We start from the raw sequence: 14,059 nt of genomic DNA on the forward strand, positions 1-14,059 counted from the left end.
CGCCTCACCCCACCGGCCGCGGCTTGGCCACCCGTGCTGCGAAGGTCGGCAGCACCAGCAGGGTCAGCACGGTGGCGGTGATCAGGCCACCGATCACCACCGTGGCCAGCGGCTTCTGCACCTCCGCACCGGAACCGCTGGCAATCGCCATCGGGATGAAGCCGACGATCGCCACCAGCGCCGTGGTCAGCACCGCGCGGATGCGGCTGGAGGCACCGTTGATCGCCGCCTGCAGCGGCAGGTCGCCGGCATCCAGGCGTTCGCGGATCGCCTGCATCAGCACCAGGCCGTTCAACGTGGCCACGCCGGAGACGGCGATGAAGCCAACTGCCGCCGATACCGAGAACGGCATGCCTCGCAGCAGCAGCGCGAGGATGCCACCGACCAGCGCCAACGGCACGCAGCTGAACACCAGAATGGCTTCCTTGCCGCTGCGCAGGGCCATGAACAGCAGGCTGCCGATCAGCAGGAACACCACCGGCACCACCGTTGCCAACCGCTTCTCCGCGCGCTGCAGGTTCTCGAACTGACCGCCCCAGGTCAGGTAGGCGCCCGGCGGCAGCGCCACGTCGGCCACCGCAGCCTGCGCCTCGCCGACGAAGCCGCCCAGATCGCGACCGCGCACGTTGGCCTGCACCACCACGCGGCGGCTGCCGTTGTTGCGGCTGATCTGGTTCGGCCCTTCGCTCACGGTAATGCGCGCCACCGACGACAACGGAATCACGAGCCCCGATGGCGTGGCGATCGGCAGCGAGGCCAGCTGGTCCGGATCGTTGCGCGAGGCATCGTCCAGGCGCACCACCACGTTGAAGCGACGGTCGCCTTCGAAGATCTTGCCGGCCGTGGTACCGCCGATGCCGGTGGACAGCGCATCACTCACATCTGCAGCGCTCAACCCGTACTGTGCCGCCGCCACGTGGTCGATCGCCACGTTGAGCGTGGGCAGGCCGGAGATCTGTTCTACCCGCACGTCGGCCGCGCCATCCACCGCACGCAGCTTCAACGCCACCTGGTCGGCCACCTTCTGCAGCTGGCTGAAGTCATCACCGAAGATCATTACGGCCAGGTCGGTACGCACGCCGGAAATCAGTTCGTTGAAGCGCAGCTCGATCGGCTGGCTGAACTCGAAGCTGTTGCCCAGCTGCTGCCCGGCCAGTTTCTCGAAGCGCGCCACCAGTGCGTCCTTGGCCAGCGTCGGATCGGGCCAGTCCTTGCGTGGCTTCAACACGATCACGCTGTCGGAAATGTTGGTCGGCATCGGGTCGATCGCCGCCTCGGCGGTACCGGTGCGCGAGAACACGGTTTCCACTTCCGGCTGCTTGGCAATCGCCTTTTCCAGCGCCAGCTGCATTGCCAGTGACTGCTCCAGCGAGGTCGATGGCACGCGCAGGGCCTGCATCGCCACGTTGCCTTCATCCAGGGTCGGCATGAACTCGCGGCCCAGCAGCGAGAACGCGCCGATGCCCACCACCACCATCATCACCGCACCGGCCAGCACCGTGCGCGGGTGCGCCACGGCCTTGCGCACCACCGGTTCGATGCGCGCACGCAGCACGCGGATCAGCCTGGTTTCGTGCTCGCCGTCGTCCGCGTGCGCATCGCCGTCCTTCACCTTGGGCTCGCGCACCAGCAGCGCGGCCATCGCCGGCACGAAGGTGAAGGAGAACAGGAAGGCACCGACCAGGGCCAGCATGAACGTGGCCGCCATCGGGTGGAACGTCTTGCCCTCCACGCCCTCCAGCGTGAGGATCGGCGCGAACACCAGCAGGATGATCAGCTGGCCGAAGGCCGCAGGGCGCGCCATCTTAATGGCCGAATCGGCGGCTACGCGCAGGCGTTCCATCGCGGTCAGCGCACGGCCCAGTTCGGCGCGGCGCTGGCCCAGCATCAGCAGTGTCGACTCGACCACGATCACCGCACCGTCCACCAGGATGCCGAAGTCCAGCGCACCCAGGCTCATCAGGTTGCCACTGATGCCGAAGCGGTTCATGCCGATCACTGCGAACAGGAACGACAGCGGAATCACCAGCGCGGTGATCGTTGCCGCACGCAGGTTGCCCAGCAGCAGGAACAGCACCACCACCACCAGCAGCGCGCCCTCGGTGAGGTTCCTGGCGACGGTCTTGATGGTGGAATTGACCAGCACGCTGCGGTCCAGCACCGGTGCCGCCACGATGTCGGCCGGCAGTGACTTGTTTACCTGTTCCAGGCGCGCGGCCGCTGCCTGGGCCACGGTGCGGCTGTTGCCACCGGCAATCATCAGCGCGGTGCCCAGCACGGCTTCATGGCCGTTGCGGCTGGCCGCACCCAGCCGCGGCGCGCGGCTCAGTTCCACCGTGGCCACATCGGCTACGCGTACCACCACGCCATTGCGGGTCGCCACCGGGGCCTGTGCCAGGTCGTCGGTGGTCAGCGCCAGGCCGTCGGCACGTACCACCAGGCCCTCGCCGGCACGCTGTACGAAGCCGGCACCGGCCTGCACGTTGGAACGCTGCAGCGCAGTGACCAGGTCGGCCAGGCCGAGGCCATGCGCGGCCAGTTTGGCGCTGTCCGGATGCACGCCGTATTCCTTGACGTAGCCGCCAACCGTATCGACGCCGGCCAGCCCCGGGCTGGAACGCATCTGCGGCGCGATGATCCAGTCCTGCACGGTGCGCAGGTAGGTCGCACGTTCTTCGGGCGTACGCAGCAGGTTGCCTTCCGGTGTGCGGTAGACCTCGCCGGCCTGCCAGCCCGCTTCATCGGGTTTGGCCAGTTTGGCCGGATCGAACGCGGTGAAGTCCACCGTCCACATCAGCACCTCGCCAAGGCCGGTGGTGACCGGCGACAGCATCGGTGATGCACCATCGGGCAGGTCTTCCGATGCCTCGCGCATGCGTTCGGCCACCTGCTGGCGGGCGAAGTAGATGTCGGTGGCATCGGTGAAGATCGCGGTGACCTGCGAGAAACCATTGCGCGACAGCGAACGCGTGGTGGTCAGGCCGGGGATGCCGGCCAGCGCGGTTTCCAGCGGATAGGTCACCTGCCGCTCGATCTGCTCCGGTGTCAGCGCCGGTGCCACCGTGTTGATCTGTACCTGACGGTTGGTGATGTCCGGCACCGCGTCGATCGGCAGCTTGCCCAGCTGGAACAGGCCCACCGCGGCGATCAGTGCGGCCATGAACACCACCAGCCAGCGGTGGCGCACCGCTGTTTCAATGATCAGCTTGAACATGGTCGCCTCCTCAGTGGCCGTGCTCGGCTTCGCCCTTGGCCAGCTCGGCCTTGAGCAGGAAGGCATTGGCACCGACGATGCGCTCGCTGCCGGTCAGCCCAGCGAGGATCTCGATGCGGTCACCGGCACGGCGCCCGGCCAGCACCGGCTGCGCCTTGAAGCCACCTTCGACGGCGACAAACACCGCGCTGCTGCCATCAACGTTCTGCACTGCATCGGCCGGGACGCTGAGCGAACCGTCCTGGCCTTCGGTGACCACCACGGCCGAGACCGGCGAACCGGCCGGCGGCAGCGACGCATCCACCGGGGTGGCGCGGATCACGGCGACGCCGCCCTGCTGGCGCACATCGGCGGCCGAACCGGTGACGGTGGCGGTGAAGCTGCCACCCGGCACGCTCACTTCCAGCGTCATGCCCGGCGTGACCTGTGCGGCCAGCGCCGGCGGTGCGGTGAACACCAGCTCGTTCATTGTCGGGTCGGCGACATCGGCGACTGCACTGCCGGCGGCGACTACACCGCCCGGAGTGACCTGCACGTTGCCGACGATGCCGGCCACCGGGCTGGTGATGCGCACGCGGCCACTGGCATCGGGCGCACCGTTGGCAGCGGCCTGGGCCTGCGCGGCAGCGGCCTGGGCCTGTGCCGCCAGCGACCGTGCGCGCGAGGCTTCCATCTCCTGGCGGGCAACCACGCCCTGGTCGACCAGCGCCTTGTCGCGACCATAGGCCAGGCGCGCGGCCTCGGCTTCGGCCGAGGCGGCCAGCGCATTGGCGCGGAACACCGCCGCTTCGCCGCTGACCACGATCGCCAGTGCCTGGTTCTGCTTCACCGCGGTGCCCGGTGCGACCAGCACGCGTTCGACGCGGCCGGTCACGGTCGACGCCACCGAGGCGCGTGCACCGACCGACGGTTCGACCCGGCCGGACAGGCGCGTGGAGCTACCGCCACCACGACCGACCGCGACCACTTCGATACCGGACGCCTTGATCTGCTCAGGAGTCAGCTGCACGACACCCTCATCGCCATCGGCGGGCGCCTTCGCGGATTCGGCCTTGGCCTCCTTGCTGTCGGCGGCATGGCCGTGGCCATCGTCGGTGCCGGCCTTGGCCGCAGCCGGGTCTTCATTGGCAGGTGTCTGCGCGTTGCCGGCGCAGCCGGCCAGCAGCGCGGCCAGCAGCACGCCGCCGATCAGCGGGAAAGTACGGGAGAGCGTCATGGGACCTCCACAAAAGGTGCGCGCCCTTCAAGGCGGGCAAGATCGATTTCCGCGGCGACGCGCGACAGGCGCGCATCCACGGCGGTGCCGCGGGCGGCGATGAGGGCGCTGCGCGTGCTGCGCAGTTCCAGCTGCGAGATGCGCCCGGCGTCGAAGCCGATGCGGGCCAGGCGATACGCCTCTTCGGCGGCGACCACGCTTTCATCGGCGGCGCGGGTACGGCTGCCGGCGGCCTTCAAACCGGCCACCGCGGAGAGGCGTGCCGCCTCGCTGTCGCGGCGCTGCTGGTCCAGGCGTGCCTCGGCCGCGCGCTGGTCGGCATTGGCGGCGCGGATGCCCCCGCGGTTGCGGTCGAACAGCGGGATGCTGAGGCTGACCCCGAGGTTGTAGGCGCGCTCGCCCCCCTCGCGGAAGCGGGTCTGCGCGGCAGTGACGCTCAGGTCGGGCAGGGCGCGCTTGCGCTCCACGTCGACCAGCTTGCCCGCCGCATCCGCTTCGGCTTCGGCGATGCGCACCGCCAGCGCGGTATCGGTGGCACCGCGTGGCAACGGCGGCGCGCGGTCGAGCAGGCTGTCGCCGATCGACTGCACCGGCGCATCCAGCAGCGCGGCACCGGCCAGGCGGGCCAGCGCGGCATCGCGGAAGGCCTGCGCCTCATCCAGCGCGGCGCTGGCGTTGGCGACTTCGCTCTGCGCCTGCACGGCGCGCAGCTGCGGCTCGCGGCCCTGCTTGACCATCGCGTTGACCGCGTTGGCGTCAGCGCGGGTGAGGCTCAGTGCTTCTTCGGCCAGGGTGTAGCGGCGCAGTGCACTTTCCGCCTGTGCATAGACCACCGCCAGCTGGCTGGCCACGTCGCTGCGGCTTTGGGCACCACGCAGGTTGGCGGCCTGTGCCTCGGCACGGGCGGCACGGACACGCGCGCCACGCTGGCCCCAGACCTCCAGCGGCTGGGACAGGGTGAGCACGGTATCGGCCTTGCCCATGCCGCCATAGGAGCCGGTGCCCCAGGCGTTTTCGGCGGAGTAAGAGAGGGAAGGGTTGGGCAACGCACGGGCCTGGTCGGCGCGCGCGTCGGCGGCCTCGGCCAGCGCCGCACCGACGCGGGTGCCGGGCAGCTGGTCCAGGCGTTCAAGCAGGGTGTCGTAGGAAGGGGCGGCTTGCGCCATCACCGATGCCGCCGGGGCCAGGCCCAGCAACACGGCGACGACCCGCCCGGCCGCACGCAGCGGCCGACGTGTCAGGGTCGACATGGAGAATTTCCGGAGGTGAGGGGAACCGAAGCCCGCGAATGCGGGACGCGCTCAACTCACGCCCGGGGAGGACGCGTCAGTTCATCCTGGGCGACCGCATAGGTCGCCGCGTCGCCGGCATTCATCCAGCGCGCCGGAAGCGGCGCACCGAAGGCGGCGAAGGTACTGGCCGGCAGGCTCAGATTGGAGTGGTGGCAGTGGTTGTGGCTGCAGGCACCGGCGTGCTTGCCGTCGGCATCGCCATCGGCATCCGGTGCGGACTCCACATGCACCGTGCTGGCGTGCGGTTCCACCGTGCAGGCCAGCGCGTCGGCCACCGGCACGACCACGAATGCCGCCATCAGCAGCATCAGCAGGGTCGAACGGAGGTGGCGGGTGATCCAGCGCATGGACGGCAGGCTAGCAAGCGGTTTTCGCCGGATACAATATCAATGGACGCTTCGGGAATTCGTCGGAATCTCCCGTTCAGCTGGGCCGGGCGCGGGGTCGGATCCCTTTCCTCCGGAAAGGGCTCTGACCCCACCACACCGTTCGGGTGCGCCGCGCACATGTGCTCAGGTAGGTGTCGACCTTGGTCGACACGCTTTTCGACCCCACCGCGTTGCCGGCCAGCGGCCGGCACTACCCGTATCACGGCAGCTTCGCGATCACCTTGATCTCGAACTGGAACCCATACAGCCAGGTCACGCCGATACCGGTCAGGGTCGGGTGCGGCGCCTCGCCCCAATACTCCGGCACGATTGCCCAGGCCTTCTCAAAGTTCTTCTCTGGATCGACCAGGAACACGGTCACGTCGATCACGTCATCGAACGTGCAGCCGGCAGCAGCCAACACCGCATTGAGATTCTCGAAAGCGCGGCGCACCTGCGTTTCGAAGTCTGGCTCGGGCGAGCCGTCCTCACGGCTGCCGACCTGGCCGGATACGAACAGGAAGCCGTTGGAACGGATCGCAGGCGAGTAGCGGTTGCGCTCGTACAGGGCCTGGCGGCCGGCGGGGAAAACGACATCACGCTGTGACATGGGGAAGATCCCGTGGGAGAGAACGCCATCCTCCCCGTCAGCGCTGTCTGGATAAACCGCGATGATCGGCCTAGATTGATTGTCAATTCCAAACAATCATGGCCCGCCATGGACCGTTTCGAGGCGATGCGGGCCTTTGCCCGGGTGGTGGAAACCGGCAGCTTCACCCGCGCCGCGCAGACCCTGCAGATCAGCCGCACCACGGCCACCCAGCTGGTGCAGCAGCTGGAGGCACACCTGCGGCTGCGCCTGCTCAACCGCACCACGCGCCGGGTCAGCGTCACCGCCGACGGCGCGGCCTACTACCCGCGCATCGCCCGCCTGCTGGCCGAGCTGGAAGAAGTGGAAGGCGGGCTGGGTGACGCGGCCAGCCAGCCGCGCGGACGCCTGCGCGTGGATGTGCCCGGGCCGTACGCGCGGCTGCGGCTGGTGCCGGCGTTGCCGGATTTCCAGGCGCGCTACCCGGAGATCCAGCTGGACATCGGCGTGAGTGACCGCGAGGTCGATGTCATCGCCGACAACGTCGACTGCGTGATCCGGGGTGGCACCCCGGCCGACCCGGCACTGGTGGCGCGGCCGCTGGCGGCGCTGCCGATCGGCTTCCACGCCAGCCCCGGCTATGTGCAGCGTTTCGGGTTGCCGACCGATCCGCGCGCGCTGGAAGGACCCGACCACCACATGGTCGGCTTCCTCAGCCCGCGCGGTGGCCGCGCACGCGTGTTCGTTGCACAGCGCGGCGATGAACGCGTTGAGGTGCAGGGCCGCTATACGGTCGGCTTCGATGATGGAAACGCCTATCTGGCCGCTGCGTTGGCGGGGTTGGGCGTGGTGGCGCTGCCCAGCTACATGGCCGAGCCGCACGTGGCGCGCGGCGAGCTGTTGCCGGTGTTGCCGGACTGGCAGCTGCCGCCGATGCCGATGCATGTGATGTTCCCGCCGAACCGGCACATGAGCCAGCGGCTGCGGGTGTTCATCGATTGGGTGGTGGAGGCGTTGGGTTGATCGCGCGCGCGCATCTGTAGAGCCGAGCCCACGCTCGGCTGCTTCTGGCATCACCAAGCCCGCGCTACGCGCGCCAGCCGAGCGTGGGCCCGGCTCTACCGGCATGCGAAAATCACCACAGCACGTAACAGGAAACATCGCCACGCATGAGTCGCATCGTCGCACTGGATACCGAAACCACCGGCATCTCCCACCGCCTGGGGCACCGGGTGATCGAAATCGGTGCCGTCGAACTGATCGATGGCCAGCTCACCGGCCGCCAGTTCCACACCTACCTGCAGCCGCAGCGCAGGGTCGACTGGGGTGCACAGCGCGTGCATGGCATCAGTGATGCGATGCTGGTGGGCAAGCCACTGTTTTCCAGCAAGGCCGCCGAACTGCTGGACTTCCTGCGCGGCAGCGAGATGGTCGCGCACAACGCTACCTTCGATGTGGGCTTCCTGGACAACGAGCTGCGTCTGTCCGGTATTCCCGGCACGCTGGCCCAGCATTGCCGCATCACCTGCAGCCTGAAGCTGGCGCGCGGGCGCTGGCCGGGCCAAGGCAACAAGCTCGATGATGTGCTGCAGCGCCTGCGCATTCCCAGCCAGCGCGGCCTGCACGGCGCGCTCAAGGATGCCCATCTGCTGGCGCAGGTGATTTCGCACCTGCGCTGAGGCCTGGCCGCTGTTACACCGGCCGTAACCAGCGCTCGATCATCGCCACGCCACAGGCCACCCCGTCCTCATGGCTCATCGCCACGCCCAGGGTCGCCGCGCGTGCGCGTGTTGCGTCGGTTTCAACGAAGGTGATGGCTGCCGCCAGCGTTGCTGCATCCAGTCGCTTCGGTGACAACGGTGCCGGTGCCACGCCCAACCGATACAGGCGATCGGCCCAGAAGAACTGATCCGCGGCGAACGGCATCACCAGCGAGGGAATGCCGGCGCGGCAGGCCGAATGCGTGGTGCCGCTGCCACCATGGTGGATGGCGAGTGCGCAATGCGGGAACAGTGCTTCGTGTGGCGTCGGGCCGAGCACGAACACATCTGCTGGCAGCGCACCCGTCGGCAATCCGGCCCACCCTGGAAACAGCAGCACCCGGCGCGGTGCCAGCGCCTGCAGCAGGGCTGGCAGCACGCGCTCGCGATCGAATCCGGTCATGCTGCCAAAGCCCAGATAGACCGGCGGCGGCCCGGCATCGAGGAAGGCCTGCAGATCGGCTGGCGGCGTCCAGGGCGCATCAGGAAGCCGCCATTGGCCACAGGCGATGTGGTCGACCGGCCAGTCCGCCGGTGGCGGCAGCAGCTGCGGCGAGATGCCATAGAGCATCGGCAGGCCGGACCACAGCGCGCGACGCGGCGATTGCCCCAGTTGCTGGCGTGCCGCGTTGATCGGCCGACGGAACTGGCGCCAGATCAGGCCGTTGACCCATCCGTAACTGGCCCGGTTCAACCAGCCCGGCGAGCGTCCGGGCGGCAGGAACGGAGAGCGGAAGGCCCGCGTCGGGGTCAGCGGAATCATGCCGGTGCCGATGACCGGCAGACCCCGACGTTCGCCCACGCTCATGCCGACAAGGGCCGCCAGTCCGCCGGTCAGAATCGCATCGCAGCCTTCGGCGGCGGCATCGGCCTGGCGCATCCAGCCGCTGACATGCTGCAGCGCCATCCGTGCCAGACCGGTACTGGCGGCGGCAACACCGTTGCCCCGCGAGACAAGGGCGACCACTTCGTCATGGATGTCACCCTCAAGGGCCGCGTGGGGCACATCCAGGGCCTGCGCGCTGCCCAGGGTGCCGCCATCGGCCAGCAGTGTCACCGCGTGGCCTGCGCTGATCAGCCCATGGCAGAGCATGGCCAGCGGACGCGTATCGCCTTCGGTTCCGTAGGTCAGGGCCAGCAGCCGCATGGAAAGCTCCGCAGTGATCCGGGCCAGTATGCCGGTTGGCGAAGTCCCCCCGCCCCGCCGGTCCAGTCCCCGCCTGTGGGTAACTTGCGCAAGTGCTTGAACCCGTGCATAATGCGCGGCTCGCTGTGTCCGGTTTTCTACCGGGCGGCGCCCCCGGGAGCACGTCCCCGGCCGCCCAACGCCAGCGTAACCCTTTGATTCTCTTGACGTGTGGTGGGCAACCATCGAGGCCGCCGTCGCCCGGGCTACGGGCTGACAACTACTACTATCGAGGTGCGCAATGTCCCGCGTATGCCAGGTTTCCGGCAAGCGAGTGCAGACGGGTAACAACGTCTCGCACGCCAACAACAAGACCCGTCGTCGTTTCCTGCCGAATCTGCACGAGCGCCGTTTCTGGGTGGCCAGCGAGAACCGCTGGGTCAAGCTTCGTGTTTCCGCGCATGCACTGCGCACCATCGACAAGAACGGCATCGATTCCGTTCTGGCTGAGCTGCGTGCGCGCGGCGAAAAGGTCTGAGGAGTAAAGCATCATGGCAGGCAAGCGCGATAAGGTCCGTATGATTTCCTCGGCCGGTACCGGCCACTTCTACACGACCGACAAGAACAAGAAGAACACCCCGGGGAAGATGGAATTCCTGAAGTACGATCCGGTCGTGCGCAAGCACGTCCTGTACAAGGAAGGCAAGATCAAGTAATCCGCACGGATTGCTGGTCCCCGCGAAGAAACCCGCCCTTGTGGCGGGTTTTTTCATGCCCTGCGTTTACCTGGTGGATACCGACCGTTCCGATGCTGCTGTGGTGGTGGTGGGTGCCGACCGTTGGTCGGCACTGGGCAGTTCCTGCGCACGCTGTCGCCAATGGCGCCATGCCTGGAGCGAAGGGCCGAATGCGATAAGTGATTGTTCCTACCGGTTCCGGCGCCTCGCACGGTTCAAATCGATTGGAACGACGGGCGTGGCCGTGCCCATGATGGTGAGCCGCTGCGGTTGCAGCGGTCGGGCTTGCAATCCCGTGAAGTCAATCAATCAGTAGACTCGCCCGCCGTCGCCGGAGATCCCTCCGGCGACGGTTGGTGACCTATCCGCCTCTATGGCGGACGGTGCGAGGGGGCCTTGCGCCCGCCGGTTCGTTTGCTGATTGATTGCTTCCCGGTATTGCAACCACGCATCGTCCGCCACCTTCACGGTGGCCAGATCCGTTGAAGGAGGTTGCATGAACACCCCATCACACCGGCAGGACCTGGAACTGGGCTGGCTGCGCCTGCAGCGCATGCTGCAAGGCATCGAGGGCATGGCGCTGCTGCTGTGCGACCACCATCTGGCACTGGCCAACGGCGCGCCGTCGCCGCTGCCGGAGGCGCAGCTGGAGCGGGCCGCACAGGCGATCGCCTGCATGGCGCTCAACGGCCGCCGCCATGCCGACGCGGTGCGGCAGCTGTGCGAGGTGCCGGTGCGGCATTGATCCATCCTGTAGAGCCGAGCCCACGCTCGGCTGCTGTGCGGTCGGACCGGAAGGCCGTCGAGCGCGGCTCGACTCCACAAGGGCCGGTGGGCAGAATGGCCCATCACCTCCCGACGGGCGACACGATGCTGTTCGAGTGGTTGCTGGGTTCGTACCTGCTGCTGATCGACTGGCTGATCCGGCTGGTTGCACTGTGCTGGATCCCCACCCGCACCACGCCGGGGGCGGCGCGTAGCTGGCTGCTGCTGGTGGGCTTCGTGCCGCTGCTGGGCCTGCCGCTGTACCTGCTGTTCGGCCACCCATGGCTGTCGCGCGAGCGCATCCGCCGCCAGGCCGAGGCCTCGCAGGTCATCCGCGAGGAACAGGCGCTGCAGCATCGCCTGCGCTGGACACCGCAGCCGGACACCGCCAGCGCCGAGATCGTGCCGCTGGTGCAGCGCCAGGGCGACTTCATGCCGGTGCACGGCAACGCCGTCGATCTGTTGACCGACTACGACGAATCACTGCACACGCTGATCGCCGACATCGACCAGGCCGAAGACCGCGTGCACCTGCTGTACTACCTGATGTTCGACGACGCGGTGGGCGAGGCGATCGTCGAGGCCCTGCAGCGTGCGGCTGCACGTGGCGTGCAGTGCCGCGTGCTGCTCGACGCGGTGGGCGCCAAGCGCGGCCTGCGTGCCTATCGCAAGCGCCTGCAGGCGCGCGACATCGAAGTGCGCGCGATGCTGCCCGGTGGCCTGCGCTGGCGCCGCAGCGGGCGCATGGACCTGCGCAACCATCGCAAGATCGCGGTGATCGACAACGAAGTGGCCTATGTCGGTTCGCAGAACCTGGCCGGCCCGCAGTTCGTGCCTGGCCACCCGAACCGCGAGCTGGTGGCGCGCGTGCGCGGCCCGGCGGTGGCGCATCTGGAAGCGGTGTTCGCCAGCGACTGGTACATGGAAACCGGCCAGCGCCTGGACGTGATCGCCGATGTGCCCGAGTGCAGCGACGACATCGCCACACAGTTGCTGCCCAGCGGCCCCGCCTATCCCTACAGCAACGCACGCGATGCGGTGGCGGCGCTGATCCACCTGGCGCGGCGCCGGCTGGTGATGGTCACCCCGTATTTCGTGCCCGACGAAGCCACGCTCAGCGCCTTGCGCATTGCGGCCTTGTCCGGCGTGCAGGTGCAGCTGATCCTCTCGGCCAGCAACAACCAGCGGCTGACGTCGTGGGCGCAGGAGGCCTACTACGACGAGCTGCTGCGCTGTGGCGTGCGCATCGCGCTGTACGAGCCGCAGTTCCTGCACGCCAAGCACATGAGCGTGGACGAGGACATCGCCGTGCTCGGCTCGATCAACATGGATATCCGCTCGTTCGCGCTGAATGCCGAAATCGGCCTGGTCTGCTACGACCGTGCGCTGGTGCAGCAGCTGTGCGCGATCGAGGATGGCTACCTGCGCGAGTCGCGGCAGCTGGACCTGCAGCAGTGGCGCAGCCGTCCCACGTGGCGGCGCAGCCGCGAAGGCATCGCACGGCTGGCCGATGCGTTGATGTGAAACGGCGGCAACCGCCCGCTTCGGCAATCCGGCCCGTCATCGCCGATGGCCTACAATCGGCGCATGACTGATTCACCGCGTAATGGCGAACTGGACCTGGCAATCATCGGTGGTGGTGCGGCCGGGGTGCTGGTGGCGATCCAGGTGTTGCGCCAGGCCCAGGCGCCGCTGGCGCTGGCCATCTTCGAACCGGCTTCGCAGCTGGCGCAGGGCATCGCCTATGCCACGCCGTGGCCGGAGCACCTGCTGAACGTGCCGGCGGCGAAGATGAGTGCGTTTGCCGACCAGCCCGGCGACTTCCTCGACTACCTGATGGCCGCCAATGCCTACCCGGGCGAGGCGCGCGAGGTGCTGGGCGAGCGCTACGTGTGCCGCCACCACTTTGCGGCCTACCTGCAGCAGCGCCTGCAGGAGGCTGCCGCAGCCAGCCCGGCGCAGCTGCAGGTGATCGCGCAGCCGGTGCTGGGCCTGCAGCCGGATGACCATGGTTACCGGCTGCTGCTGGGCGATGGCCAGACGCTGCACGCCGCACAGGCGGTGCTGGCCACCGGCAACAGCATGCGGCCGCTGCCGGTGGCCGGTGCCGATGCGCTGCCTGCCGATGACGTGATCGAGGCCTGGGACTACGACGGCGTACGCACCCTGGCCGGTGAGCAGGCCGTGGCCATCGTCGGCTCCGGCCTGAGCATGGCCGACACCGTGCTGGCGCTGGTTGCTGCCGGCCACACCGGCCCGCTGCACGTGATCTCGCGCCATGGCCTGCTGCCGCTGCCGCATGCGCATGGCGGCCTGCCCGCGTTCGACCCGGCTGCGCTGCTGCCGATGAGCCTGCGCCAGCGCCTGCGCGCGTTGCGCGGGTTCGCGCGCCAGGCGCAGGCCGATGGTCTGCCGTGGCAGGGGGTGATGGACCGCATCCGTCCGCACGGGCAGGCACTGTGGTGCAGCCTCGACGCGGCCGACCAGCGCCGCTTCCTGCGCCATGTGGTGCGCTACTGGGACGTGCATCGCCACCGCATCGCCGAAGAGGTCGACGCACAGCTGCAGGCGCTGATCGAAAGCGGCCAACTGCGTATTCACCGGTCCCGCCTGCAACGCGTCGGCCGCGAAGGCGAAGCGCTGCGGCTTTCTGGCCGCGCTCCGTCTGGCAATGAACAGCACTGGACAATCGGCGGCGTGATCAACGCCACCGGCGTGGAAACCCGCGCCAGCGCGCTGCGCAATCCCTTGCTGCAACAGCTGCAGAGCGATGGCCTGGCCCGCCCCGGCCCGCACGGGCTGGGCCTGGACAGCACAGTGCCGGGCGACCGCCTGCGTGCCGCCGGTGGCCAGCCGCAGGCGCGGCTGGGCGTACTCGGCAGCCTGCGCATCGGCAGCCTGTGGGAAAGCCTGGCGGTGCCTGAACTGCGTCAGCAGGCGCAGGCACTGGCCACCCAGGTGGTCGCAGGAGCCGCGACGGCGATGCCGTAAA

13 protein-coding genes are annotated in these 14,059 nt (G+C 68.5%); 7 read left to right on the plus strand and 6 right to left on the minus strand.

Annotation, left to right across the window (positions count from 1 at the left end; all coding sequences use genetic code 11):
• Positions 1 to 4: 4 nt before the first annotated feature.
• The 5 genes from E5790_RS10315 to E5790_RS10335 form a co-directional block, all read right to left on the minus strand.
• Positions 5 to 3,214 carry a CusA/CzcA family heavy metal efflux RND transporter gene (locus E5790_RS10315; protein WP_014648877.1) on the minus strand — a complete coding sequence of 1,070 codons (3,210 nt, stop codon included), beginning with the start codon at positions 3,212 to 3,214 and terminating at the stop codon, positions 5 to 7.
• A gap of 10 nt (positions 3,215 to 3,224) precedes the next feature.
• The gene (locus E5790_RS10320) at positions 3,225 to 4,430 is read right to left on the minus strand and encodes an efflux RND transporter periplasmic adaptor subunit (RefSeq protein WP_032960667.1); all 1,206 of its coding nucleotides are present in this window, start codon (positions 4,428 to 4,430) and stop codon (positions 3,225 to 3,227) included.
• On the minus strand, positions 4,427 to 5,680 hold the full coding sequence (locus tag E5790_RS10325) for a TolC family protein (protein ID WP_049407169.1): 1,254 nt from the start codon (positions 5,678 to 5,680) through the stop codon (positions 4,427 to 4,429). Before E5790_RS10325 ends, E5790_RS10320 begins: the two co-directional genes overlap by 4 nt.
• A 56-nt stretch (positions 5,681 to 5,736) precedes the next feature.
• On the minus strand, positions 5,737 to 6,069 hold the full coding sequence (locus tag E5790_RS10330) for a hypothetical protein (RefSeq protein WP_111205381.1): 333 nt from the start codon (positions 6,067 to 6,069) through the stop codon (positions 5,737 to 5,739).
• Positions 6,070 to 6,310: 241 nt separating this feature from the next.
• Positions 6,311 to 6,700, minus strand: coding sequence for a RidA family protein (locus E5790_RS10335; protein ID WP_014648873.1), 390 nt, complete (start codon positions 6,698 to 6,700; stop codon positions 6,311 to 6,313).
• Positions 6,701 to 6,808: 108 nt separating this feature from the next.
• On the opposite strand from E5790_RS10335, the gene E5790_RS10340 reads away from it, so the two are divergent.
• Positions 6,809 to 7,702, plus strand: a complete 894-nt coding sequence (locus E5790_RS10340; RefSeq protein WP_111205380.1) for a LysR family transcriptional regulator — start codon at positions 6,809 to 6,811, stop codon at positions 7,700 to 7,702.
• 146 nt (positions 7,703 to 7,848) lie between these two features.
• The gene (dnaQ, locus tag E5790_RS10345; RefSeq protein ID WP_049407177.1) at positions 7,849 to 8,358 is read left to right on the plus strand and encodes a DNA polymerase III subunit epsilon; all 510 of its coding nucleotides are present in this window, start codon (positions 7,849 to 7,851) and stop codon (positions 8,356 to 8,358) included.
• Positions 8,359 to 8,371: 13 nt separating this feature from the next.
• On the opposite strand, the gene E5790_RS10350 is transcribed toward dnaQ, so the two are convergent.
• Complete coding sequence (locus tag E5790_RS10350) at positions 8,372 to 9,586, minus strand: glycosyltransferase (protein ID WP_111205379.1); 1,215 nt, start codon at positions 9,584 to 9,586, stop codon at positions 8,372 to 8,374.
• 280 nt (positions 9,587 to 9,866) lie between these two features.
• On the opposite strand from E5790_RS10350, the gene rpmB reads away from it, so the two are divergent.
• The 5 genes from rpmB (at position 9,867) to E5790_RS10375 (ending at position 14,058) form a co-directional block, all read left to right on the plus strand.
• Positions 9,867 to 10,103: a 50S ribosomal protein L28 gene (rpmB, locus tag E5790_RS10355; protein ID WP_005411638.1), complete on the plus strand. Its 237-nt coding sequence runs from the start codon at positions 9,867 to 9,869 to the stop codon at positions 10,101 to 10,103.
• Positions 10,104 to 10,113: 10 nt separating this feature from the next.
• Complete coding sequence (gene rpmG / locus E5790_RS10360; RefSeq protein WP_169411268.1) at positions 10,114 to 10,281, plus strand: 50S ribosomal protein L33; 168 nt, start codon at positions 10,114 to 10,116, stop codon at positions 10,279 to 10,281.
• Positions 10,282 to 10,798: 517 nt separating this feature from the next.
• Positions 10,799 to 11,047, plus strand: coding sequence for a hypothetical protein (locus E5790_RS10365; protein WP_032960654.1), 249 nt, complete (start codon positions 10,799 to 10,801; stop codon positions 11,045 to 11,047).
• Positions 11,048 to 11,172: 125 nt separating this feature from the next.
• Positions 11,173 to 12,591: a cardiolipin synthase gene (cls, locus tag E5790_RS10370; RefSeq protein WP_014648869.1), complete on the plus strand. Its 1,419-nt coding sequence runs from the start codon at positions 11,173 to 11,175 to the stop codon at positions 12,589 to 12,591.
• A 45-nt stretch (positions 12,592 to 12,636) separates the two neighbouring features.
• Entirely contained in the window at positions 12,637 to 14,058 is a 1,422-nt protein-coding gene (locus tag E5790_RS10375) for an FAD/NAD(P)-binding protein (RefSeq protein ID WP_111205378.1), read from the plus strand.
• Position 14,059: the final 1 nt, after the last annotated feature.

It is taken from the genome of Stenotrophomonas sp. PAMC25021 (assembly GCF_004795795.1).
GTDB lineage: Bacteria > Pseudomonadota > Gammaproteobacteria > Xanthomonadales > Xanthomonadaceae > Stenotrophomonas > Stenotrophomonas muris.